At 60.0% G+C, this 22,460-nt stretch carries 22 protein-coding genes; 5 read left to right on the top strand and 17 right to left on the bottom strand.

What is annotated here, in order from left to right; all coding sequences use genetic code 11:
- Positions 1–325 precede the first annotated feature (325 nt).
- Entirely contained in the window at positions 326–1,723 is a 1,398-nt protein-coding gene (locus H281_RS0105645) for an MFS transporter (RefSeq protein ID WP_020066105.1), read from the top strand.
- Positions 1,724–1,798: 75 nt separating this feature from the next.
- On the opposite strand, the gene H281_RS0105640 is transcribed toward H281_RS0105645, so the two are convergent.
- Together H281_RS0105640 and H281_RS0105635 are read right to left on the bottom strand one after the other, a co-directional pair.
- Complete coding sequence (locus tag H281_RS0105640; RefSeq protein ID WP_020066104.1) at positions 1,799–2,092, bottom strand: TFIIB-type zinc ribbon-containing protein; 294 nt, start codon at positions 2,090–2,092, stop codon at positions 1,799–1,801.
- A gap of 86 nt (positions 2,093–2,178) precedes the next feature.
- On the bottom strand, positions 2,179–2,931 hold the full coding sequence (locus tag H281_RS0105635; RefSeq protein ID WP_027804323.1) for a TerC family protein: 753 nt from the start codon (positions 2,929–2,931) through the stop codon (positions 2,179–2,181).
- A 132-nt stretch (positions 2,932–3,063) separates the two neighbouring features.
- Between H281_RS0105635 and H281_RS0105630 the strand changes: the two genes are divergently transcribed.
- A complete protein-coding gene (locus tag H281_RS0105630; RefSeq protein WP_020066102.1) occupies positions 3,064–3,945 on the top strand; it encodes a LysR family transcriptional regulator in 882 nt (293 codons plus the stop codon).
- Here H281_RS0105630 and H281_RS0105625 read toward each other — a convergent pair.
- The 11 genes from H281_RS0105625 to catA all read right to left on the bottom strand — a co-directional run bounded on the left by H281_RS0105625 (position 3,918) and on the right by catA (position 14,411).
- The gene (locus H281_RS0105625; RefSeq protein ID WP_020066101.1) at positions 3,918–4,379 is read right to left on the bottom strand and encodes a tellurite resistance TerB family protein; all 462 of its coding nucleotides are present in this window, start codon (positions 4,377–4,379) and stop codon (positions 3,918–3,920) included. The genes H281_RS0105630 and H281_RS0105625 overlap by 28 nt on opposite strands.
- Before the next feature lie 169 nt (positions 4,380–4,548).
- A complete protein-coding gene (locus H281_RS0105620) occupies positions 4,549–5,985 on the bottom strand; it encodes an aspartate aminotransferase family protein (protein WP_020066100.1) in 1,437 nt (478 codons plus the stop codon).
- A 64-nt stretch (positions 5,986–6,049) separates the two neighbouring features.
- Entirely contained in the window at positions 6,050–7,384 is a 1,335-nt protein-coding gene (locus H281_RS0105615; protein WP_020066099.1) for a glutamine synthetase family protein, read from the bottom strand.
- A gap of 60 nt (positions 7,385–7,444) precedes the next feature.
- A complete protein-coding gene (locus H281_RS0105610) occupies positions 7,445–8,215 on the bottom strand; it encodes a gamma-glutamyl-gamma-aminobutyrate hydrolase family protein (protein WP_020066098.1) in 771 nt (256 codons plus the stop codon).
- Positions 8,216–8,536: 321 nt separating this feature from the next.
- On the bottom strand, positions 8,537–8,758 hold the full coding sequence (locus H281_RS37215; protein ID WP_370687565.1) for a hypothetical protein: 222 nt from the start codon (positions 8,756–8,758) through the stop codon (positions 8,537–8,539).
- A 507-nt stretch (positions 8,759–9,265) separates the two neighbouring features.
- The gene (locus tag H281_RS0105600; RefSeq protein ID WP_020066097.1) at positions 9,266–9,664 is read right to left on the bottom strand and encodes a RidA family protein; all 399 of its coding nucleotides are present in this window, start codon (positions 9,662–9,664) and stop codon (positions 9,266–9,268) included.
- Between the two features lie 26 nt (positions 9,665–9,690).
- Positions 9,691–10,467: a benzoate diol dehydrogenase BenD gene (gene benD, locus H281_RS0105595; RefSeq protein WP_020066096.1), complete on the bottom strand. Its 777-nt coding sequence runs from the start codon at positions 10,465–10,467 to the stop codon at positions 9,691–9,693.
- Entirely contained in the window at positions 10,464–11,486 is a 1,023-nt protein-coding gene (gene benC, locus H281_RS0105590; protein WP_020066095.1) for a benzoate 1,2-dioxygenase electron transfer component BenC, read from the bottom strand. The genes benD and benC overlap by 4 nt, the downstream gene beginning before the upstream one ends.
- A gap of 39 nt (positions 11,487–11,525) precedes the next feature.
- Positions 11,526–12,014, bottom strand: a complete 489-nt coding sequence (gene benB, locus H281_RS0105585; protein ID WP_020066094.1) for a benzoate 1,2-dioxygenase small subunit — start codon at positions 12,012–12,014, stop codon at positions 11,526–11,528.
- Positions 12,011–13,369: a Rieske 2Fe-2S domain-containing protein gene (locus tag H281_RS0105580; RefSeq protein ID WP_020066093.1), complete on the bottom strand. Its 1,359-nt coding sequence runs from the start codon at positions 13,367–13,369 to the stop codon at positions 12,011–12,013. The genes benB and H281_RS0105580 overlap by 4 nt, the downstream gene beginning before the upstream one ends.
- Positions 13,370–13,475: 106 nt before the next feature.
- Positions 13,476–14,411: a catechol 1,2-dioxygenase gene (gene catA / locus H281_RS0105575; protein WP_020066092.1), complete on the bottom strand. Its 936-nt coding sequence runs from the start codon at positions 14,409–14,411 to the stop codon at positions 13,476–13,478.
- 174 nt (positions 14,412–14,585) lie between these two features.
- Here catA and H281_RS0105570 point away from each other — a divergent pair, with 174 nt between their 5' ends.
- From H281_RS0105570 to catC, 3 genes are all read left to right on the top strand, one after another.
- Positions 14,586–15,509 carry a LysR family transcriptional regulator gene (locus H281_RS0105570; RefSeq protein ID WP_027804322.1) on the top strand — a complete coding sequence of 308 codons (924 nt, stop codon included), beginning with the start codon at positions 14,586–14,588 and terminating at the stop codon, positions 15,507–15,509.
- A gap of 104 nt (positions 15,510–15,613) precedes the next feature.
- A complete protein-coding gene (locus tag H281_RS0105565; protein WP_027804321.1) occupies positions 15,614–16,741 on the top strand; it encodes a muconate/chloromuconate family cycloisomerase in 1,128 nt (375 codons plus the stop codon).
- A 75-nt stretch (positions 16,742–16,816) separates the two neighbouring features.
- Complete coding sequence (gene catC, locus H281_RS0105560; protein ID WP_020066088.1) at positions 16,817–17,095, top strand: muconolactone Delta-isomerase; 279 nt, start codon at positions 16,817–16,819, stop codon at positions 17,093–17,095.
- A 37-nt stretch (positions 17,096–17,132) separates the two neighbouring features.
- Here the strand turns inward: catC and H281_RS0105555 are convergent, their stop codons facing one another.
- The 4 genes from H281_RS0105555 to H281_RS34350 all read right to left on the bottom strand — a co-directional run bounded on the left by H281_RS0105555 (position 17,133) and on the right by H281_RS34350 (position 22,460).
- Complete coding sequence (locus H281_RS0105555; RefSeq protein ID WP_020066087.1) at positions 17,133–19,019, bottom strand: methyl-accepting chemotaxis protein; 1,887 nt, start codon at positions 19,017–19,019, stop codon at positions 17,133–17,135.
- Between the two features lie 336 nt (positions 19,020–19,355).
- The gene (locus H281_RS0105550; protein ID WP_020066086.1) at positions 19,356–20,780 is read right to left on the bottom strand and encodes an amidohydrolase family protein; all 1,425 of its coding nucleotides are present in this window, start codon (positions 20,778–20,780) and stop codon (positions 19,356–19,358) included.
- A 10-nt stretch (positions 20,781–20,790) separates the two neighbouring features.
- The gene (locus H281_RS0105545; protein ID WP_027804320.1) at positions 20,791–21,606 is read right to left on the bottom strand and encodes an ABC transporter permease; all 816 of its coding nucleotides are present in this window, start codon (positions 21,604–21,606) and stop codon (positions 20,791–20,793) included.
- Positions 21,607–21,635: 29 nt separating this feature from the next.
- A complete protein-coding gene (locus H281_RS34350; protein WP_020066084.1) occupies positions 21,636–22,460 on the bottom strand; it encodes an ABC transporter ATP-binding protein in 825 nt (274 codons plus the stop codon).

The following is a 22,460-nucleotide window of genomic DNA, read 5'->3' as shown; positions in this document are numbered from 1 at the left end:
TCCAGTCGCAATGTCGGCGGATGATGGGCTTTTTCATTCGCCGCGTCCAATCCCAAAACGCTATCAGTTGATCCACGGATCGACACGCGAAGGGCGAGCGTTATCGATTCAATTCCGGCATCAATCAATAGCGAGAAAAGATTGGACGGCGTATGGCACGGCGGCCAGAATCAAAACCGTCAGAAGGAGCGTTCCTTCACCCACTTCCCAGCAGGGAAGGGAAATAAGTTTCAAGCACATTGGAGACAAACGTGAAAACGTGCCGCCGTATCGCGCCCATTGCTTTTACGCCCCTTTTCCCGCGCAACATCGCGAGGGGACCGGTATGAACAATGCGGAGGGTGTCGTCGCGGGCGCGAAAGCGCAGCCGGTCGCAGAGAAGCGTACCGGCCACCGTTGGATCGTGATGGGGCTGATCTTTTGCATCTGGGCCATTGCCTGCGCCGATCGCGCCAATTTCGGCATTGCATTGCCGTACCTGAAGAAGGAATACGGCATTACGAACACGCAGGCCGGACTGATCGTGAGTCTCTTTTCTTTTGCGTACGGATTCGTGCAGATACCGGTCGGGCTGCTTTATAAACGGCTCAGCGAAAAGACCACCGGCTTTCTGTTTTCGATCTTCATGATCCTCACGTCGGTGTTTACCGGCCTCATGGGCACTACGTCGTCGGTATTCCTGTTGCAGGCATACCGCGTGGGTCTGGGTCTATCGGAAGGCCCGCTGGGCATCGGCTGCACGAATGTGATCAACCGCTGGTTTCCCGCAAAAGAGAAGGGCACGGCGACGGGACTCTGGATTGCGGCGTCGAAGCTCGGTCCGCTGATCGTGCCGTCGGTTTGCATCGTCGTGATCCAGTTGTGGGGATGGCGAGAAATCTTCTATGTATTCGCTGTGCCGGGCATTCTGCTCGCCATAGTCTGGATGTTCACGGTGACCAACTCGCCGAGCGAGAACCGCTTCTGTTCCGAGGCCGAACAACGCTATATCGCCGACGATACGCCGCGCCAGGCCCACGGCGCGCACGCATCGCGGCGCAACGAAGTCGCGCATATTCCGTATCTGGATGCGTTCAATCGTACAAGGCGTGTTGCTCAACTCGAGACGATCCGGCAGGTGTTCGGTTCATGGAATATCCTGGGCGTCGCGATCGGCTACGGTTGCATGATCGGGATCAGCAACATCTTCATGTCGTGGATGCCGACGTATCTCGTGACCGTCAAGGGTTTTGCTTCTGTCAAGATGGGCTTCCTCGCATCGGCGCCATTCATTGGTGCGGTGGCCGGCAACATGCTGGGCGGCGTGATCTCCGACCGTTTGCTGGGCGGCCGCCGCAAGCCGATGATGATGCTCGGCGCGCTCGGCACGATGCTGATGATGCTTCTGCTAATCGACGCGCCCGACAGCGTCGCGTATCTCGGCGTCGCGCTGATACTGGCGGGCCTAATGCTCGGCATCGGCTTTGCAGGCTATTCCGCGTATCCGATGGGACTCGCGACGAAGTCCACATATCCGGCCGCCTTCGGTATCGTGAACTGCGTGGGCCAGATTGGCGGCGCATGCGCGCCGCTTGTCGTCGGCATTCTGCTCGACAAGTACAGCTGGACGAGCGTGTTTCTCTACATGGTCGGCACCGCGCTGTTATGCCTGCTGCTGCTCTTCAGCGTGATCGAACCGATTGCCGCGGGGCGTGGGGACGGCGCCGAGGGGAAGGCGAAATAGGAGCGCGGGTAGTGGCCGCACGCCGCCTACGCGGCCACTACGTCGGAGTCATGCTCGAAAGAACGTGGTGAACGCTTAGTCGAAATCGAACACGTCGAAAATCGAACGCTTCTTCTTTTGCGTTCGATAACCCGAGCGATGATCTTCGTACCGGCGGTCACTGTCGTAAGCGCGGTCATGATCCCGGTGATCATGGCGGCTTGCGCTCGCCGCACTGCGCAGGCCGGTCTCCGCGGTGTCTTGCGCGATCAGCTTGTCGAGCTCGCCGCGATCCAGCCACACGCCGCGGCAGTTGGGGCAATAGTCGACCTCGATCGAGCGACGCTCGGTCATGAGCAGATCAGTTGTCTTGCAAGCAGGGCATTTCATGGTGTCGCTCCTTATAGTACAAGTACAAAGACGCCGGGAGCCCGATCGGACGCGCCGCCTGATCGGGCAGGAAGACGCCGATCCGGTTATTCAACGGTACCGATTGCGCGCCTGGTTTTCGCGCGGCGCACCAGCATGTTCACCGCCTCGACGAACGCGGAGAACGCCATCGCCACATAGATGTAGGCCTTCGGCACATGCGTTCCAAAGCCCTCCGCAATCAGCGTCATGCCGATTACGAGCAGGAAGCTCAATGCGAGCGTCACAATGGTCGGATTGCGCTCGATAAACTGCGACAGCGGACGAGCAGCGAACAGCATCGCCATAACGGCGCTAATGACCGCGAGAAACATGATCGGCAAATGCTCGGTCATGCCGACAGCCGTGATGATGCTGTCTACCGAAAACACGATATCGAGCACCAGAATCTGGCCGATTGCGCCAGCGACGGTCAACTGGACAGTGCTGCCCGCGCTGCTGCGTTCCTCTTCCGCGTGAACCACGTGGTGATGCATTTCACGCGTTGCCTTCCACACGAGGAAGAGACCACCGCCGAGCAGAATAAGATCGCGCCACGAGAACGCGTGGCCGAGCAGGGTAATGGCGGGCGCGGTCAACTGCGCGATCCAGGCAACCGTACCGAGTAGCCCGAGTCGCAGCCCTAGCGCGAGCATGATGCCAAGGCGCTGCGTGCGTGCGCGCTGCGCCTCGGGCAGCTTGTTGCTGAGGATCGAAATGAAGATGAGGTTGTCGATGCCGAGCACGATCTCCATCACGACCAGCGTGAGGAGCGCAACCCACGCGGCAGGGTCGGCAGCGAGTGTGAGCAGGGTGTCCATGGTGTACGTCTGCTTATAAATGGATGACGGTGGAATAACGATCATGATCGCCGCACTCGGTGATCGGATAAACCAGTGTTAATCTGAGCGATAGATCGGTTTTTCCGAAGTTCATCGTCGCGGACCACCTACATGCTCAACTACCGTCACTTGTACTATTTCTGGATCGTCGTCAAAGAGGGCGGCTTTGCGCGCGCGGCAGAGCGGCTCGATATGGCCGTTCAGACCATCAGCGCGCAGGTGCGTGAACTGGAGAAGTCCATCGGGCGTCAGTTGCTCAAGCCCGCCGGTCGAGGCGTCGCGATGACAGAAGCCGGCGAGAGCGCTTTTAGTCGCGCCGAGCAGATCTTTCAGCTCGGTGAGGCGTTGCTCGATGACATGCGCGAGGCGGGCGGCGAGGGCGTCGCCCGGTTGGCGGTCGGTCTGTCCGACGGTATTTCGAAGCTGGCGGCGCACGCGCTGCTCGCGCCGGTGCTCGGCACGCCGTCGCTCCGGCTCTTGTGTCATGAAGGGGAGCACGCGCAGTTGTTATCCGAACTCGCACTGCACCGGCTCGATCTCGTGCTCGCATGTCAACCGGCGCCGCATAATTCCGATCTGCGGGTGGTGAGCCAGCGGCTCGCCGGTTCGCCGGTGGACTGGTACGGTCCGGCTGATATCGCGCGCAAATCGGCGCGCGCTGGGTTTCCGCAGTGCCTGGCCGACTTGCCAGTGCTCCTGCCGACGCGCCACGGCGCATTGCGTGGGCGGCTGGACCGCTGGTTCGATTCGCAGGGTATCCGGCCGCGCGTCGTCGGCGAATTCGAGGACAGCGCGCTGATGGCGGTGTTCGCCGCGCGCGGCCTGGGCGTATTTCCGCTCGCTGAACTAGGTGCGGAAGATTTGTCGCTGCTGCGCGGCCTGCGCTGGCTCGGCCGCGCGGACGGAGTGATCGATGAGATCCACGCCATCCGCTCGCGCCGCGGCCAGCATCATGCGCTGGCTTCTCAGGTGGTGGCCACTGCGCGTCCATGAGCGCGCGACGCGGACCACTTAAGCCCCGCGCGGCCCGCGGCCGGTTTCAGGTCGTGTCCCCATGCGTTGAAGACCGCAGCGAGCAACGCAATTTCGCCGTCGGCGAGATAGTCGTCCGCAACGGTTACCGCAACACATAGCCGAATGATCTTACGGCGCAAGACGGGATCGTCGATTTCGTCGATGAGTGTCGTCAGCATGGCCGCGTCCAGGCGGCCCATCGGAGGCGCGGACGACATCTGCGCAATCGAGCGGTCCTCGCAGAGCGTCTGCACGATGTGAGCAAACTGGGCCGGTGCGAGACCGAGTTCGCCCGCGATGTCGAGCTTTTCCAGCACGCGTTCTTCCGAACTGCATACGTGGCCGTCCGAAGTGAGGGCCAGCGCGACGATACGTGCTGCTGCCTGGGGGCTGTTACGCGGATAGGTTCGCATGGTCGGGTCCTTTGAAGGCGATGTCGTGTTGAAGTGAACCCAGTCTGCGGCAATACCCGACTCGGATGAACCTGTTAATAACGAAGTTATAGTTCGGAAAAACCGATGCTTCAGCTCGCTGTAAATCGCGGCGCGGGTTGCCTCCACCTGCATGCAGGCAAGACCTGCGTCATGAAATGCCCAGTTGCGTTGCCGTGGCGTCGATCGCGTTCTTCGCCTTCGAAACAAGGTCGTCGATCTCCTGTTTGCTGATGACGAGAGGCGGCGACAGCAGCATACGGTCGCCGCTCGCGCGCATAATCAGATTGCCGTTGAAGCAGAAGTCCCGGCAAACGCCGCCCACATCACCGCCATTAGCAAAGCGTTTGCGTGATGCGGGTTCTTCCGCAAGCTGCAATCCCGCCACCAGTCCGGCACCGGCAATCTCACCGACAATCGGATGGCGCGCGAAGGTGTCGCGCAGTTTCTTCTGGAAGTAGGGTCCCGTATCGGTCTTGACGCGCTCGACAATCTTTTCGTCGCGCAGCAGTTTGAGATTTGCTACCGCAACGGCGGCGGCCACCGGATGGCCCGAGTATGTCAGCCCATGATTGAACTCGCCGTTTTCGATAATCGCTTTGGCAATGCGGTCGTTCAGGCCGACGGCGCCCATCGGTACATAACCGCTCGTCAGCCCTTTCGCCATTGTGATCAGATCGGGCTGGAAACCGAAATGTTGATGAGCGAACCATTCGCCGGTACGGCCAAAACCACCAATCACTTCGTCCGCGACTAGCAGGACGTCGTACTTGCGGCAGATGCGCTCAATTTCCGGCCAGTATGTCGACGCGGGAAAGATGACGCCGCCCGCCCCCTGGAAAGGCTCGCCGATAAACGCAGCCACGTTGTGCGCGCCAATTTCCAGGATCTTCATTTCGAGTTGTTGCGCCCGGGCAAGCGCGAACTCTTCCGGTGTCTGACTGCTATTTGCTTCGGCGAAAAAATAAGGTTGATCGATATGCACGATGTTCTCGACTTTCGACGGCATCTGCTCGTGCATGTAGCCCATGCCGCCAAGCGTACCGCCTGCGATCGTCGAGCCGTGGTAGCCGTTCCTGCGCGAAATCACGACCTTTTTCGAGTGCTTGCCCTGCGTCGTCCAATATCGATGAACGATACGCAGCACCGTATCGTTGGCTTCCGACCCACTATTGCAGTAGAAGAAGTGATTGAACGGCTCCGGCGCGAGTTCCGCGAGCAACGCCGACAACTCGATTACCGGCGGGTGAGTGGTTTTGAAGAACGTGTTGTAGTACGGCAGTTCTTCCATTTGCCTGTACGCCGCATTGGCAAGTTCCTTGCGGCCATAACCGACATTAACGCACCACAGGCCCGCCATGCCGTCGATAATCTTGTTACCCTCCGAATCCCACAAGTACACGCCGTGGGCTCTCACGATCACGCGGCTGCCGCTGCGGTTGAGCTCGCCCATGTCGGAGAACGGATGAATGTGGTGCGCGGCATCCAGCGCACGGTACTCCGCGGTGGTGCGTTGCTGCGCGGTGCGTGCGCCTGCGGCAGGTTCGGCAGGTTGCATGTAGGCGATTTCTTCTGTTCTGTAGCTCATACTGCCTCCGGTTTTTCTCACGTCTGCGTTTGCGTTCGGGCTTGGGTTCGGGCTCGCGTTTGATTCAAACGTGCAATAGCAGATGCCGGCGTTCCCATGAACTGATCACGCGAAAGAACGCTTCGTATTCGGTCTCTTTTAGCGCAAGGTACGCTTGCACGAACTTGTCGCCGAGTACCTCTGCAATGGGCTCGCAGGCGCCCATTAATGTCAGGCCCTCTTCGAGGTTGCGCGGTAGCTGGTAGGGCAACTCATATCCGTCGCTCAGCAGCGGTTCGGTAGCATCGAGCTTTTGTGTCATGCCGAGATAACCGGCCGCAAGCGTTGCCGCTATCGCGAGGTACGGGTTGCAGTCCACGCCGGGAATCCGGTTTTCAATGCGGCGCGCAGCCGGCCCAGAATGCGGAATGCGAAAGCCCACCGTACGATTGTCGTAGCCCCATGCGACGTTTATCGGCGCGGCCATGAAGCGCGAGAGACGCCGATATGAATTGATGTATGGGGCAAAGATCGGCATCAACGCGGGCGTGTATTTTTGCAAGCCCGCTATGTAGCTGGTGAAAAGCGACGTGGGCTTACCGTCGGCGCCGGTAAAAAGATTGTGGCCGGTTCTCCCGTCGACGAGGCTTTGATGCATGTGCATGGCCGATCCAGGCTCGCCTTCCATCGGCTTGGCCATGAAAGTGGCGTACATCTTGTGACGCAACGCCGCTTCGCGCACCGTGCGCTTGAAGAGGAACACACTGTCCGCGAGTTTGAGCGGGTCGCCATGCATGAAGTTGATCTCCATCTGCGCGGCGCCCACCTCATGAATCAGCGTGTCGACTTCCAGTTCCTGAACGTCGCAATACTCGTAGATGTCTTCGAAAAGCGGGTCGAATTCGTTGACCGCTTCTATCGAGTAGGCCTGACGTCCGGTCTCGGCGCGCCCGGTGCGGCCAATGGGCGGCTGCAGCGGCAGGTCGGGGTCCTTGTTCATATCGACCAGATAGAACTCGAGCTCGGGTGCAATGACCGGCTTCCAGCCCTTCGCCTTGTACAGTTCGAGCACACGGCGCAGCACGCGGCGGGGCGAGATGGCGACAGGCGTGCCGTCGAAATGAACGCAATCGTGAATCACCTGAGCGGTCGGATCGACGGCCCACGGAATCATTCGTATCGTGCTGGAGTCGGGCACGCATACCATGTCGGGGTCGGTGACGCCCGTGAGCGTGCCGCCGTCCGGATAGTCTCCGGTGACGGTCTGGATCATCACGGCCTGCGGCAAGCGCATGGACTCGCCCGACTCGAACTTGCTGCGCGGAATGATCTTGCCGCGAGCAATGCCCGCCATATCCGGGATGATCGCTTCAATTTCAGTGACGTGATTTTTCTTTAGAAATTCGTCGATGTCATGCATGATTTTCTCTCTGTGTGTTGCGCTATCGCGCAAGCCTGCCTGGCGTCGGCAAGCTGAGTTTCATAGCCAGTTCTCGCGTTTGGCACGCATGCGTTCGCGGCACGCATTGCCGAACGCACGAAAGATCGCAGTGGAGAGGAGGTCGCTCGCATGCTTCCACTCCGGGTGCCACTGAACGCCCAGCGCGAAAGCGCGTGCACCGCTCACGCTCACCGCTTCGATCAGTCCGTCCGGCGCAGTGGCTTCGACCACGAGACCCATGCCCAGCTGCTCGATACCCTGGTCATGCAACGAGTTCACGCGCACTTCGTTTGCACCGTGCGCGAGACGCTGCAACAAGCCACCATGCGTCAGCAAGACCGTGTGAGACGGCGCGTATTGCAGGTCGAGGCGATCCTCCTTGTTCTCGCGATGGTCGCTAAAGCCCGCGACCGCATGAACGCTTTGATGCAACGTCCCGCCGAACACCACGTTCATTTCCTGCAAGCCACGGCATACGGCGAGCACGGGCACGCCCGCCGCAATCGCGGCGCGCATCAGCGGCAACGTCGTCGCATCGCGGGCTGCATCGTGCAGCGTGTCAGGCGCACAAGGCTTGCCGCCGTAACGGTGCGGCTCGAGATTCGAATAACTGCCGGTGAAAAACAGACCGTCGACACTGGCCAGTACATCTTCCGTGGACTGACGCTCGCCCAGCGCAGGCAGCAGCAATGCGAGCGCCTGCGACCCGTCGACAATTGCCGCGATATATTTCTCACCAACGACGTGCGAAGGATGATGTCCTGTCGTCGTTCTATCGGCGGTAATGCCAATCAACGGTTTATTTCGCATAACGAATTGACGTGTGTATTCAACCGCGTGACGCAGCAGATGCGAAACGCAGCGTGCGCACCGTGAATGTCGGCGCGGCACCAGTCCTCAGCCGGACGCTATGCGTCAAGCCGCCGGAGTAGGGCAGTCGGTCGTCGTCAACGAAACGCGCCACGCGTGACGATCAGGTTTGCCGTTCGATAGGGGCCGGTGCGGTGCATATCCGGGCCGACACGTGCAAAACACATGGACGGCATTGAGCACCGCATATGCGCAAACGCGCGGTTTGAGCAAACGCGCCCGCGCAGACGAACGAATCCAACGGCGAAAAAGAGGGAGGCGCTAGGGCAACAGCGAGGCGACTTCGTCCGTACGCACGGCAATGAAGGCGCGGGCGGAGATAGAGTTGTGACGTCGAACTGAACGACGCGAAAGGATTGTGAAGACGGAGACGAAGCGGCGGAACGCAAGGCTGCCGCTGCTGCCGTCGGCGATGGCGCCGTCAGCGCGAGGACAACTCGCCTGGCTGCGGTTCCATTTCACCAAAGGGCCACGGACTCTCACGATTACACTCGACTGGCAACGTTGAAAGTATTGAACGGCCTGCTCATCCGCACGGGGCGTTTAAAGAAACAGGACGTTGGGATGATCGCCTTGAACCACCGTGAAGCGATTTCGCTGCATCGCAAAACACAAGCGAGTGTCTTGCGACGCGCGAACGGCGACCGCCTATAAGTCAGGATATACGAGCCAATAACGCCGTCAAACCATTTCTGAAAAAACGCGCTCGGTGCTTTCCCGAGGCGGTCCGCAAATTCGTCACTGAAAAGAAGGACTGTTGCGTATTGGGTATTTCGCATCATTCACGCTTTGCTGCCGCGAAGTGGAATTGGAAAAGCGTGGGAGCGGTGGTGTCGACATCAAATGCAGATGTTTTGCTCGAACACAGTCCCCAATCCTGCCTCGTCGTCCGCTCGACCAGCCAGTATTGCGGCAGCATGGCACGTTGCTCGCCGGCCACTCTCGCCAGAACCTGCCCCTCGGTCTCCTCTGAAGTTGGTCGCTCCACGGCTAATCGGGCAGGACGGCGACGGCCTTGATTTCGACGATATAGCCGGCCGTGCCCCCGAGCATGTGCGCGCCGACGGCCGTCCATGCGGGCATTGGATGCGTCGTGAGATAGCGGTCGCGTATCTCCAGGAATAAAGGTAAGTCGCGCATATCGGTGTGAAACGTGGTGAGATCCACCACGTCGCTCAGCGAAGCGCCTGCAGCCTCGAGTACTTTCTTCAGGTTCTCGAACGCTTGAACTGTCTGCGCTTCGCGACCTTCGACGAGTTGCATCTTCTCATCGCGACCCACCTGGCCGGACACGTATATGGTGTTCCCGACCTTGACCGCGGGGGCGTAGCGGATTCTTTCGTACACCGCCTCCATTCCGGCGGGCACAACGGCTTTGCGTTCCTTCATTACTGCGTCTCCAGACTGATTTGGCGCTAGCCGTTGTCGCCGCCGGCAACCGGCAACACGGCGCCCGTGATGTAGCCAGCTTCGTCGGATGCAAGAAAGAGAATCGGCGCGACCTGTTCTTCAAGCGTTCCATAGCGCTTGAAGAAGGTGGACTCGGCCACCTGCTTCACGGCTTCGCTCATCCAGGTCCTCTCCGCTTCGTTATCTCCGGCTTCGTTGCGAGGCACGCGCCGCGGAGGCGCCTCTGTTCCACCAGGTGCGGCAGCGACCACGCGGATGTTGCATTCGCCGTATTCCATCGCGAGCGACTGGGTGAGGGCATTGACGCCGCCCTTGGCAGCCGAGTACGGCACGCGGCGAATGCCTCGCGTTGCATTCGATGAGACGTTGACGATCGTTCCATGGCCTTGCGAAAGCATCTGAGGCAAAACAGCGTGGCACGCGTAGAGGGTCGGCATCAGGGAACGGCGGATTTCAGCATCAATCTGGGCCGGTTCGAACTCCGCGAAAGGCCGCATGCGAATAGCGCCGCCGACGCCATTCACAAGGATGTCGATCCGGCCAAACTTTTGCGCGGCAAAAGCCATTGCCGAAGCCGCACCTTCATACGTCTCGAGGTCGGCGACGAAGCCGGCTGTCTCGGCGCCGATCGCCTCGGCGGCGACATCGTGGACAAACTCAGCGCGGTCCACCAACAGTACTTGCGCACCCTCCGATGCTGCACGCAGAGCAACGCCGCGCCCGATTCCCTGCGCCGCTCCCGTGACCACCATTACCTTGCCTTCGAACCGTTGCGCGTTCATGCGTCCACCAGGGCGGCGTTAGGGGTAAATTTTTCGTAGTGAAAGCTGGCTGGCTCTACGCCGTTTTCGTCGAAGTATTGGCGTACGGCGTCCACCATCGGCGGCGGGCCGCACAGGTACACGTCGACATCTCCGTCGTTAATACATTCTGCGGGCATGTGCTGTGTCACCCAGCCCTTGCGCGGGTGCACGGATTCGGTTGCGGCCACAACGGTGCTGAACGTGAAATTCGGGAGCCTCAACGTGTATGCCTGAATGTCTTCGACCAGAACCAGGTCGAGGTCTCGCGTCACACCGTAGATGAGGTGCACCTTCTGCTGGGAGTTCGCGCGGGCCAATACTTCCAGCATCGACAGGAATGGGGCCAGCCCCGTACCTCCCGCGAGGAACAACAAGGGCCGTTCGACTGCACGCAAATAGAAGGTGCCCATCGGTCCAGTCAACTGAACCTTGTTGCCCGGCTGGGCCGATTCGAGCCATGTGCTCATGACGCCGCCGGAAATCTTCTTGATCAAAAAGCAGATTTTCGATTCGCCGGGCAACGAGGAGAACGAGTAGGAGCGATGCTGGCCGCTGCCGGGTACATCGATGTTGACGTACTGGCCGGCAAGGAACACGGGCGGTGTGCCGTCAACATCCATCTCAAGCACGACGGCCGCGTCGTTGTGCTTTTCGACCTTTGTGACCGTCGCGGCGAACTTGCTCTGCTCAGTCTTGCAGGCCGTCGATGACGCGGGGACGGCAATGACACAATCGCTTTCCGGAACCATCTGACATGTGAGGACGAGACCGCTCTGCTTCTCGTCGTCGGTCAACGCGTCTTCTATATAGTCGTCGCCCAGATCGTAGCGGCCACTCTCCGCCCGGCATTTGCAGGTACCGCATACGCCGTCGGAACAGTCCATCGGCAAGTTGATTCTGGCGCGAAAGGCGGCATCGAGAACTTTCTCGCCGGCCTTGCATTCGACGAAGCGGGTTACTCCGTCTTCGAAGTTCAGTGCAATGTTGTAGCTGGACATGTTGTCTCCTACTTCCTTGTCTCTATTCGACCGGTCGCATCAAACGTGATAGACGTCGAGTACCTGTCGGATATAGTCGTTCTTCAGTGCAATCTTCTTGCTGGCAATCAGCAGACGGTCGTCGACCTTGCGCAAGGTGACGTACATCGTGCCGAAGAACTGGTCGGTAATCCTGTAGCGATGAATGAGCGTGTTGAAGTTGTACCGAAGGTCCACCTCGCCATCACGTTCAACCAGCACTTCCACATTGGTCACGTTGTGGCTCGTGCGCGGTTCCGGCATCGAAGCGCCGCTTCGTTCGGTCTTGATGCGGAACACGCGGTCTTCGAGCCCACCGCGATCCGGGTAGTACATCAACGAAATCTGCGTCTGCGGGTCTTCTGTCAGGCTGTCATCGTCGTCCCACGCCGGCATCCAGTAAGTGACGTCCTCGGTATAGCAGGCAAGCCACTCGTCCCATTGACGGTCATCCAGGAAACGGGCTTCCTGATAGAGCGCGCGACATACTTTTTGATAGTCGAAGTTCATACCGTCGCCTCCGCCCGTTCTTTTCGCAACGCTTCGCGCATGACCTGCAGCCAGTACTCGTGCTGAACGACAAAGAGGCCCTCGTCTTCGCTCCGCTCTCCGGAGATGAGCGGATTCAAGCCCATGCTTTTGGCGTTTTCATCGGGTCCGTGAATCCACAGCGGAGCACCGCGCGAGAGGTCGTTCCACATCGTCGTTGAACCGGCGTAACCGGACTGACACGCGCGAAATTCTTCGAGATCGTCGCTGGTCCCCATGCCAGATACGTTGAAGAAATCTTCGTATTGGCGAATGCGGGTCGCGCGGTCTTCGGCACTCTCGCCCTTGGGGGCGAAACAGAAGATGCTGACTTCGGTCCGGTCTACGCTAATCGGACGAACCACACGAATCTGCGTGCTGAACTGATCCATCAAAAAGACATTGGGATAAAGGCACAGATTGCGAGTCTGGTTGATGACGAATTTGCCCTTGTCTTCGCCCACACGCGCCGTGATTTCGTCGCGGTGCCGATAAACCGGTCTCACTTCCGGGTTCATGGTGTTGGTCCACAGCAGGATATGACCGTGCTCGAATCCGTACACGCCGGCAATCGACTTGCTCCAGCTGTTCGCATCCACTGCCTTGGTGCCTTCTTCCTTGCGCCGGCCCATCGTCGCGGCATAGTTCCAGTGGACGGTGCTGACGTGATAGCCGTCGCAACCGTTTTCCATCTGCATCTTCCAGTTGCCGTCGTAGATATACGAGGAGTTTCCGCGCAATACCTCCAGGCCGTCGGGTGCTTGCGCAACGATCTGATCGATGATGACCTTCGTCTCGCCGAGGTAATCCTCAAGCGGCATGACGTCGGCATTGAGACTGCCGAAAAGAAAACCGCGATAGCTCTCGAAGCGCGCAACCTTCTTCAGGTCGTGAGAACCTTGCTTGTTGAATTGCACTGGATATTCGGTGGTCTTCTCGTCCTTCACTTTCAGGAGCTTCCCGGCATTCGAGAAAGTCCAACCGTGAAAAGGGCAGGTGAAACTGCTCTTGTTGCCGTGCTTGCGGCGACACAGCATTGCACCTTTGTGCGCACACGCATTGATGACCGCGTGCAATTCGCCGGTCTTGTCACGGGTAATGACGATAGGCTGACGACCAATCGACGTGGTGTAGTAGTCGTTGTTATCAGGAATCTGGCTTTCGTGTGCGAGATAAACCCAGTTGCTCTCGAAGATGTGCTTCATCTCGAGTTCGTACAAGTCGGCGTTGGTGAAGATGTCACGGCGGCAGCGGAAAACACCGTTTTCTTTGTCGTCTTGCACTGCGTTACTCAGCAGGTCTTCCAGCTTCAACGCCTTGTCGATAATTGCAGACATGTTTGCTCTCCCTATGCGGGCTCCATGGCGGAGCCCTTGCATCGGTTCAGTGATTTATGCGGAGAATCAGGCAGCGAGTCGGTCAGAAAGCCGCCGTGTCGAGCGGTTAAACCGCGGCTGACGCCCTCGGGCGATTGACCAACTGATTGTCTTTACCCTCAATCAATGGGCTCAGCGCAATGTCGAACTGGATCTCTTTGTACGCATCGGCCTTCAGACCCAATGCAATGCCGCCGGTCTTCTCGACCACGTGAGGTACGAGTTCTTCGCGGGTCGCATAGGCGAAGTCGTCCCAGATCAGCGGGTCGCCTTCGATATTGATTTGCGTCGTCAGCTTGCGTGTTTTATCGCTGGTGACGAAGAAGTGCACATGCGCCGGACGATTACCGTGTCGAGCAAGCATGTTCAACAGTTGCTGGGTCGCACCCTGCGGCGGGCAGCCGTAGCCAACCGGCATGAGCGTGCGGAATTCGTATTTACCGTCGGCACCGGTTCGCACTGCGCCGCGAAGGTTGAACTCGCTTTGTGCACCGGTCGGGTCGAAGTGCGAATAGAAGCCCTTCGAGTTGGCATGCCAGCACTCGACCACCGCGCCCGCCACGGGCTTGCGATCGGGTCCGGTGACTGTGCCATGAATGATGAGCGGGCCAGCGTCTGCGTCGGGATTGATATCGATTTTCGACACACCGTCGCGAACCGGCGCGCCGGCGACATACAACGGTCCTTCAATGGTTCGCGGCGTGCCGCCATGGATGTCTGCCTCGAGGTCCTGCGCATCCATGCGAATGTCGAGATACTTTTCCAGCCCAAGACCTGCAGCCAGAAGCGCCGCTTCGCCGTCTTGTCCGAGCTTATTGAAGTAGGTCACGCCCGCCCAGATCTCATCGGGGGTCATGTCGAGGTCGTCGATAGCCTTGAACAGGTCGCTCAGCAGGCGATGGGTGATCTCCTTGGCGCGGGCGTTGCCGTCCTCGCGACCGAGGTTGGCGGCGGCCGCGAGAAGGTTCTGCACTTCGTTCGTTTTAAACACTTTGGCGTTCATTGTCTGCTCCTGACTCTCTATTTTTCGATGGGGTTAACCCTTGTTTCTGCGCAGATTAAGTATGCTCAGAAGGTATAATCGGGTTGTGAAACTCGGTATGAATGCAGGATAGTTGAGGCCAAACCGACCGGTCCAACACCGATTTAGTATCGGGCTATATCTAAGAGGTATTAAATGGAGCTACGACACCTCCGGTACTTCGTGGCGGTTGCCGAAGAGCGGAACTTCACGCGTGCCGCGCAACGGCTTCACATCGCCCAGCCCCCGCTCAGTCGGCAGATACAGCAACTGGAAGAGACGTTGGGCGTGCAACTCTTCGAAAGAAACTCGCGCCCGCTGAAACTGACGGAGACGGGCAAGTTCTTTTACGGCCACGCGGTGCAATTGCTGGCACAGACTTCAGAACTCGAATCGATGACGCGCAGAGTCGGCAACATCGAGCGCAGCATGTCCGTCGGCTTTGTCGCATCCACGCTCTACGGGTTGCTGCCAAAAATAATCCGCCGCTTTCGCGACGAAAACCCGACCGTCGAACTCAGCCTTCACGAAATGTCGACTACCGACCAGATCAGGGCGCTCAAGGACGGCCGTATCGACATCGGGTTTGGCCGCATCCGGCTAGAAGATCCGAACATAAGGCGAGTGGTTCTGCGAGAAGAGAAGATGATTGTCGCGTTCCCTCTCGGCCACCCGCTTTCGATTTCCAGGCCTGTCTCGGCATTACGCGACCTCGTAAACGAAACGCTCATCATCTACCCGAAAACGCCCCGTCCAAGCTACGCGGACCAGGTCCTCGCTGCTTTCCAGGATCGCGGATTGAAGCCGCGAAAGATCTATGAAGTTCGCGAAATACAGATTGCGTTGGGGCTAGTCGCCGCAGGCGAGGGGATTTCCATTGTCCCGAGCAGCGTCTATGGTTTGAAGCGCGACGACGTGAGCTACAAGGAACTGGACGACCCGACTCTGGTGTCGCCAATCATCATGAGTGTGCGTGCGATGGACGAGTCGCGCGACATCAGCGAGATGCTCGATCTGATCTATCGGCTGTACGAGGAAGAGCAGGTGGCATCCGTCGCCCGCACGGACGGGGGTCGGTAAGCCTGTCATACCTCGCGGGTATGGCACTAGACGTCGATGGTCTTGGACAGGGGAAGATTGCGCGCGCAATACTTCTGCAACCCATCCATCTCGTCATCCCAGGTATGAATCCCCAAATCACCTCTGTCGAAGCGATTCTGGTTGACCTTCCAACCATTCGCGCGCATCAGCTCTCCATGGCGACGATGCAGCAACAAACCATGGTCATCATCCGCCTTCGCGCGAGCGACGACATCGAGGGCATAGGGGAGGCGACCACTATCGGCGGTCTCTCTTACGGCGAAGAAAGTCCCGAAGGCATCAAACTGACCATCGACACATATCTGGCGCCAGTGTTGGTGGGACAAGACGCGACGGACATCAACGACGTCATGCTCAAGCTGAACAAGGCGGCCCGCGGCAACCGGTTCGCCAAGTCCGGCATTGAAACGGCGCTGCTGGACGCACAGGGAAAACGTCTTGGCGTGCCGCTGTCGGCGCTGCTAGGCGGATCTGTTCGCAAGACGCTTCCGGTGCTTTGGACGCTCGCGAGCGGCGATACCAATCGCGACATCGAAGAAGCCGAAATGCTTCTTGCCGAACGTCGGCACGATACGTTCAAGCTGAAGATTGGACGGCGTAGCGTTCGCGACGACGTAGCGCACGTGTCCAAAATCAAGGCCGCCCTCGGGGACCGCGCAAGAATCACCGTGGACGTGAATCAGGCATGGAACGAAATCGATGCCGCACTGGGAATTGCCGCGCTGGAAGCGGCCGGCATCGACCTCATCGAGCAGCCCACGCCGCGCGAGCAACGTGGAGCGCTTGCCCGCCTCGCTGCTCGCTTCATCGTGCCGATCATGGCGGACGAGGGCGTCACGGGCCCCGAAGACGCTCTCGATCTTGTACGTGGCTCCTGCGCCGACGTTTTCGCGCTGAAGATTGCGAAGTCCGGCGGTATCTACGCGATGATGCGGACCGCTGCCGTCGCCGACGCCGCCGGCGTGGCGCTATACGGCGGCACCATGCTCGAAGGCAGCATCGGTTCGATTGCTTCCGCGCACGGATTCAGTGCACTCCCGCAATTGTCATGGGGTACTGAGCTTTTTGGGCCACTCCTGCTAAAGGATGACGTGGTGACGGCTCGCCCCCAGTATCGCGATTTCGACTTGCATCTTCCTGAAGGGCCGGGGCTCGGACTTCAGATCGATGAAGAAAAGCTCGCTTTTTACCGCCGTGATAAACAGGCCTGAGCACACCGGGCCATTCCACATTCGTTATGACGCAATCGCCAGCAATGGAGAAGGGCGTCGCGCAAGGAGGAGAACATGCTGTATCTCGCAAGAATGGATGTACACCTGCCGCAAGATATGCCGGTCGTTCAGGCCAATGAGATTAAGGCCCGTGAAAAGGAATATTCGCAAGAATTACAGCGGCAGGGGAAATGGCAGCAATTGCACCGGGTCGTCGGTCAGTATGCGAACTACAGTATCTTCGACGTCGACTCGCACGACGAGCTACACGAGATTCTTTCTGGCCTACCGCTATTTTCGTACATGTCGATCGAGGTGACAGCGCTTGCACGTCACCCTTCGTCGATACGATAGAAGCCCGGACCGATAGGCCCAGGCGCTGCCGCCAGCCCTACAGCTTGAAAAAGCGGACGGTGGAGTTGAGTTCGTGGCCCTGCGACTTGAGCGAATCCGAAGCTGCGGCTATTTCCTCGACAAGTGCGGCATTCTGCTGGGTCGATTGGTCCATTAAGGCGACTGCCTGATTCACTTCATCGATCGCACGGCTCTGTTCGCGAGCCGACGTAGCAATCTCGCCCGTGATCGTCGCGACATGCGAAATGGCGGTGGCCAACTCGGCAATGGTCTTTCCGGCGAGGTTGACCTGTTCGGCACCCGCCTCGACATTCACGACCGATGACTCCAGCAGTCCCTTGATCTCTTTGGCTGCGGTCGTTGAGCGTTGGGCAAGGTTGCGAACTTCGGCGGCGACGACGGCAAAGCCGCGTCCGCTTTCGCCCGCACGGGCGGACTCGACCGCTGCGTTCAAAGCGAGGATATTCGTCTGGAATGCGATGCCTTCTATCATGCCGACGATCCCTACAATCTTGCTGGATTGCTCGACCGCGGCGTTCATCGTGTTCGCGGCCTTCAAAACCGCTTCATTCCCGCGATGCGCCGTCTCTACTGCGCCGCTCGCCACGCTATTGGCGCTCTTCGCCTGTTCGGCCGTACCGCGTACCGTTCCGGCAAGCTCCTCCATACTCGCAGCCGTCTGCTGCAGCGAAGCCGCCTGCTGCTCAGTCCGCGATGACAGGTCCAGATTGCCTGACGATACTTCACCCGCCGCGAGTTCGAGATGGCCGCTGCTGCTCACGACCTTCTGCATCACGCCGTGGAGCTTCGCGACAAACGCATTGAACTGACGCGCGAGAAGTCCGACTTCATCTTCGCTATCGAGCGGCAGCCGCCGGGTCAGGTCACCGTCGCCGGCCGCGATCTCATGCATCGAACTGGCGAGGCTGCGGATCGGACCGGTCATCTTCCGCCCGAGCAGGATCGTCATACCAAGTCCTGCGGCCAGCACGAGAAGACCCGTCGCGATCAGCGTCAAAGTCAGCTTGTTGGCGGCCGCCATCATTTCCGGCCCTGGCACCAGGGCGAAGTATTTCCAGCCGTTCTTCGGCGACGTATAGACGAAGGATTCGTATGAAACGCCGTCCATCTGCACAGTGGTCAGCCCGTCGGACGACGCGGCCAGTTGCGCATAGCCTCCGCCAAGGCCTTTCAGATCCTTGAATTCGTGTTCCTTGGCCCTGGGGTCGATCAGGATCTTTCCGTTGTTGTCCGCGACGAGCAGGTAGCCCGTCTTGCCGAACTTGATACCGCTGGTGAGGCGAGCGAAGTCAGCAAGCGAGATGTCGCCCTCGAGCACGCCGAGGATTTCTCCCTTGCTGTCTTTCACGACACGAGCAAACGAAATGATCGCACCGCCCGAACCCGCTGCGCTCAGATAGGGAGCAGGGCGCACGACGCGATCGGGCGCCGTCAACGCTAACTGATACCACGGCCTCACGCGAGGATCGTAGTGGTCGCCATTCATGCTCTCGATTGGCCACTGGACGTAGCCGCCCCAGCGCGTGCCGATATCGAGGTATCGCATGTTCGGGTGACTGTCGCCGAACTGCTTGAGCAGGGCGAAAATGGTTTTTTCGGTTTCGCCGTTCGCATCCGGCGTCATCTGCCCGCCGTGGCTCAGATAATCGGTGATGCTCTGGTCAGCCGCTCTTAGTTGCGTTGTCTGTACCAGGTAGCTGATGTTTTGCTCGACCTCGCGGAAATTGGTGTCGAGCGATTCATCGGCCTGAAGAATGCGCTCATGGCTGGATCGCTCGAACTGGTCGACAGCCTGCTGCCGCACATTGCGCGCGCCGACCGTGGTGAGAAGAAGAACCGCAACCGCGAGTGCAGCACCGGCCACAGCGCTGAACTTGAAGGCGATCGAACTCGTAAGCTTCACAAATGACCTCTGAGCAGTATCTGAACTTGAACCGTAATGTATTGTTGAGCGCAACGGCCGCAGAGCGGGCCGTTATGATGGTTGTCGGCCTGGTTTCCGGGTGCTTGAGCGGAGTTGGTGCCAAACTTCGAAATATTTCTGCGGCATGCGCGCGTGTCGTGTTGGCGTTGGGGGGATTGTTTGTGTTGAGGGGGCCGTGGGCTCGGGCGCTTTCAGGAACAATTTTCCCACGGCAGTTGGCGCACAAAATTGTTCCTTTAGGCAGTATGTCAGTCGAGGGCCGCCGTAGCAGGCCTGACTTCGCCACCGGAGATGCACGAGCGGGCAAAGCCGCCGTTACGCCACTTCTGCCAGTATCCCGCTGACCTCGGCCAGCGCTTGCCGTCGCAGTTCGCCGAGATCGACATTCGCCACGGCATCGTCCTTCACCACGCAGCGCCCCGCCGAGAATAGTGCCGCGACCGTCGGCCGTCCGCCCGACGCCACCGGTCCGATCGCTGGATCGTGCAGACCGAAGTAGCGGGGATCGTCGAGCCGGTACACGGCGATATCGGCGGAGTAGCCCGGCGCAATTCGCCCGACGCCTTCGAGTCCAAGCACGCGCGCGCCACCCGCCGTCCCCCAGTGCACGACTTCTTCCACCGAAGCGGCGTCGGCGCCGCCTTCGAACGTGCCGCCCCGATAGACAGGTTGCGCCGCCATGCCGCGCCGCGCGCGCTGCGCGAGCCACGCCATGTGGACCTCGGAGATCATGTCGGCGGCTTCGTTGGACGCCGCGCCATCGACGCCGATCGACACTCGCACGCCCGCGTCCGCCATCTGGCGCACCGGCGCGATGCCGCTGCCGAGCCGCCCGTTCGATTGCGGACAATGCGCGACCCCGGTTCTAGTCTCGGCGAGCAGCGCGATCTCGTGTGCGTCGAGCTTGACGAGATGCGCGAACCAGACGTCGTCGCCGAGCCAGTCGTATTCGCCGCAGAACTCGACCGGCGTTGCGCCATGCATCGCCTTCGCGCTGTCCTGATAGCCAACCGTCTCCGACAGGTGACTGTGCATCCTCAAGCCGAGCCTGCGCGCGACGCTGGCCGTCTCGCGCATCTCGTGCGGCGAAATCGAATAGAGCACGGTGGTCGGCGCCATTGCGACACGACGCATCGCGCGCGGTGAGGCATCGTGATAAGTCGATGCCAGCCGCTCGATATCGGCGAGATAGGCATCGAGCGACTCGGGCCGGAGCGCGGTCGGCAACTCGGCTTCGAGCTGGCGCGTGCGCGTCGCGCCGCCGCGCAACAGCACGAAGCGCAGGCCGAGCTTGTCCGCTTCGTCGAAGAGGATAGCCGAACTGTCGAACGGCATGCCCGGGTAGTACAGGTAGTTGTGGTCCGCGACCGTCGTGCATCCCGAGCGCATCAGTTCGATCAACCCGATGCGGGCAGCGAGGCGGAAGCGCTTCTCATCGAAGAGTACGCGAAAGCGATACGGCGTCGCGGCGAGCCACGGCGTGAGGGAGGCGTTGAGTCCCGCAGGATCGCCCTTGAGCAGCGACTGGAAAAGATGATGATGCGTGTTGACCCACGCCGGATAGACCACGCAATCGGAGGCATCGACTATCGTCTCGCCCTCGCGCGGCGCGAGCCTGCCAATCGCTGCGATCGTTTCGCCTTCGATGCGGATGTCCGGTCCGTCCACGCGCGCGGGTTCTTCGGCGCTGCCGTTGCCACCGGTCATGATGGCCGCTGCATTGCGAATCAGTATGCTCATATCGATGGTCTCAGAGTTCGCTTTCGTGCCAGCCGCGCAAGCCGATGCGCGCGACCCATACGGTGATGCCGAACAGCACCACGCCCGTGAGCGTGATCAGAAAGAGCGCCGCAAAAAGGCGCGGAATGTTCAACTGGAATCCCGCCTGCAGAATCTGATAGGCCAGACCCGAACCGCTGCCGCCGGTTCCCGCGACGAACTCCGCGACGACCGCACCGATCAGCGAAAGTCCGCTGGAAATCCGCAAGCCGCCGAAGAAATACGGCAGCGCGCTCGGGATGCGCAGACGCACAAGCGTCTGCCAGCGTGTCGCGCGATTGATGCGAAACAGGCTGACAAGGCCCGGGTTGACGCTGCGCAAGCCGAGTGCGGTGTTCGAGATGATAGGGAACAACGCGACGAGCGTCGCGCAGATCACGAGCGCGAACGTCGTGTCCTTCACCCAGATGATGATGAGCGGCGCAATCGCGACGACTGGCGTGACCTGCAGCAAGATTGCATAAGGAAATAAGCTCGCCTCGATCAGCGGACTCTGCGCGAAGAGCAGTGCGACCGCCACGCCCAAGACTGTTGCGAGTGCGAAGGCGAGCAGCGTGATCTTGAGCGTCGCGAGAAGACTCATGACGAGCATCGGGCCATCGGCGACCAATTGCAGCGCGATGTCATGCGGCGCAGGCACGAGATACACCGGCACTTTGAAGAGCGCGCACCAGCCTTCCCAGACCAGCAGCATCAATATGCCGACGACACAGGGCGCCATCGCCTTCGCTACGCCGGGCCGCTGTAACAGCGGCGGGCTGCGCCGGCGCTCGGCTGTCGGCTGCATCGCAGGCTTCGTTGCAAGCGTCTGACTACTCATGATTGCGCTCCTTCGGTATCGACCTGCCTGTCTTCACTCGATGCCAGATGCGCGTCGGTGATCAGGTCCGACAGCGTCTTGCAATGTTGCATGAAGGGTGCCGACACGCGATACGCTTCGTCGCGTTCGGCCGGCCCGCCGATCGGCACGTCGGCGATGATGCGCCCTGGACGCGCCTGCATCACAACCACGCGTCCCGACAGATACACCGCCTCGTAGACGCTGTGCGTGACGAACACCACGGTCATGCCGCGCTTCCTCCAGAGCGCGCGAAGATCGGCATCGAGCTTGTTGCGCGTGAATTCGTCGAGCGCGCCGAATGGCTCGTCGAGCAGCAGCAGGTCGGGTTCCGTGACAAGCGCCCGTGCCAGCGACGCACGCATCTGCATTCCGCCCGACAGCTCGCGCGGACGCGCTGTGCCGAAGCCGCCAAGACCGACGTTCGTGAGCGCCGTGGCGACACGCGCGTCGGCTTCGCGTCGCGGTACGTGCGCGAGGTCAAGCGGCAGGCGCACGTTGTCGGCAATCGACGCCCAGGGCATCAGCGTGGCTTCCTGGAACACCATCGACATGCGCCGCCCGACCGATCCGACGACGCTGAACGGCTGGCCCCACCACCGCATGTGACCGTGCGTGGGTGTCTCGATGCCCGCGAACATCTTGAGCAGCGTGCTCTTGCCACAACCCGACGGTCCGAGCAGCGAGACGAATTCTCCCGCGCCTATGGTGAGGCGTACATCGTCCAGTGCGATCGTGCCATTCGGATAGACCTTGTCGACACGCTGGACGGCGAGCGCCGTGTCTTTGCTGTCATCGCTCAT

It is taken from the genome of Paraburkholderia caledonica, from assembly GCF_000383275.1.
In the GTDB taxonomy this organism is placed as follows: domain Bacteria; phylum Pseudomonadota; class Gammaproteobacteria; order Burkholderiales; family Burkholderiaceae; genus Paraburkholderia; species Paraburkholderia caledonica.
The sequence above is the reverse complement of the archived record's forward strand: the minus strand, read 5'-3'. Positions and strand labels throughout refer to the sequence as shown.

What these genes read in the sequence shown, in the direction of transcription:
- H281_RS0105625 (WP_020066101.1), bottom strand. Translation starts at nt 4,379, where the DNA reads ATGCGAACCTATCCGCGTAACAGCCCCCAGGCAGCAGCACGTATCGTC.
- H281_RS0105615 (WP_020066099.1), bottom strand. Translation starts at nt 7,384, where the DNA reads ATGCATGACATCGACGAATTTCTAAAGAAAAATCACGTCACTGAAATT.
- catA (WP_020066092.1), bottom strand. Translation starts at nt 14,411, where the DNA reads ATGAACGCCAAAGTGTTTAAAACGAACGAAGTGCAGAACCTTCTCGCG.
- catC (WP_020066088.1), top strand. Translation starts at nt 16,817, where the DNA reads ATGCTGTATCTCGCAAGAATGGATGTACACCTGCCGCAAGATATGCCG.
- H281_RS0105630 (WP_020066102.1), top strand. Translation starts at nt 3,064, where the DNA reads ATGCTCAACTACCGTCACTTGTACTATTTCTGGATCGTCGTCAAAGAG.
- H281_RS34350 (WP_020066084.1), bottom strand. Translation starts at nt 22,460, where the DNA reads ATGAGCGATGACAGCAAAGACACGGCGCTCGCCGTCCAGCGTGTCGAC.
- H281_RS0105640 (WP_020066104.1), bottom strand. Translation starts at nt 2,092, where the DNA reads ATGAAATGCCCTGCTTGCAAGACAACTGATCTGCTCATGACCGAGCGT.
- H281_RS0105610 (WP_020066098.1), bottom strand. Translation starts at nt 8,215, where the DNA reads ATGCGAAATAAACCGTTGATTGGCATTACCGCCGATAGAACGACGACA.
- H281_RS0105580 (WP_020066093.1), bottom strand. Translation starts at nt 13,369, where the DNA reads ATGTCTGCAATTATCGACAAGGCGTTGAAGCTGGAAGACCTGCTGAGT.
- benB (WP_020066094.1), bottom strand. Translation starts at nt 12,014, where the DNA reads ATGAACTTCGACTATCAAAAAGTATGTCGCGCGCTCTATCAGGAAGCC.
- benC (WP_020066095.1), bottom strand. Translation starts at nt 11,486, where the DNA reads ATGTCCAGCTACAACATTGCACTGAACTTCGAAGACGGAGTAACCCGC.
- H281_RS0105635 (WP_027804323.1), bottom strand. Translation starts at nt 2,931, where the DNA reads ATGGACACCCTGCTCACACTCGCTGCCGACCCTGCCGCGTGGGTTGCG.
- H281_RS0105565 (WP_027804321.1), top strand. Translation starts at nt 15,614, where the DNA reads ATGAATCCCCAAATCACCTCTGTCGAAGCGATTCTGGTTGACCTTCCA.
- H281_RS0105645 (WP_020066105.1), top strand. Translation starts at nt 326, where the DNA reads ATGAACAATGCGGAGGGTGTCGTCGCGGGCGCGAAAGCGCAGCCGGTC.
- H281_RS0105550 (WP_020066086.1), bottom strand. Translation starts at nt 20,780, where the DNA reads ATGAGCATACTGATTCGCAATGCAGCGGCCATCATGACCGGTGGCAAC.
- H281_RS0105570 (WP_027804322.1), top strand. Translation starts at nt 14,586, where the DNA reads ATGGAGCTACGACACCTCCGGTACTTCGTGGCGGTTGCCGAAGAGCGG.
- H281_RS0105600 (WP_020066097.1), bottom strand. Translation starts at nt 9,664, where the DNA reads ATGAAGGAACGCAAAGCCGTTGTGCCCGCCGGAATGGAGGCGGTGTAC.
- H281_RS0105545 (WP_027804320.1), bottom strand. Translation starts at nt 21,606, where the DNA reads ATGCAGCCGACAGCCGAGCGCCGGCGCAGCCCGCCGCTGTTACAGCGG.
- benD (WP_020066096.1), bottom strand. Translation starts at nt 10,467, where the DNA reads ATGAACGCGCAACGGTTCGAAGGCAAGGTAATGGTGGTCACGGGAGCG.
- H281_RS0105620 (WP_020066100.1), bottom strand. Translation starts at nt 5,985, where the DNA reads ATGAGCTACAGAACAGAAGAAATCGCCTACATGCAACCTGCCGAACCT.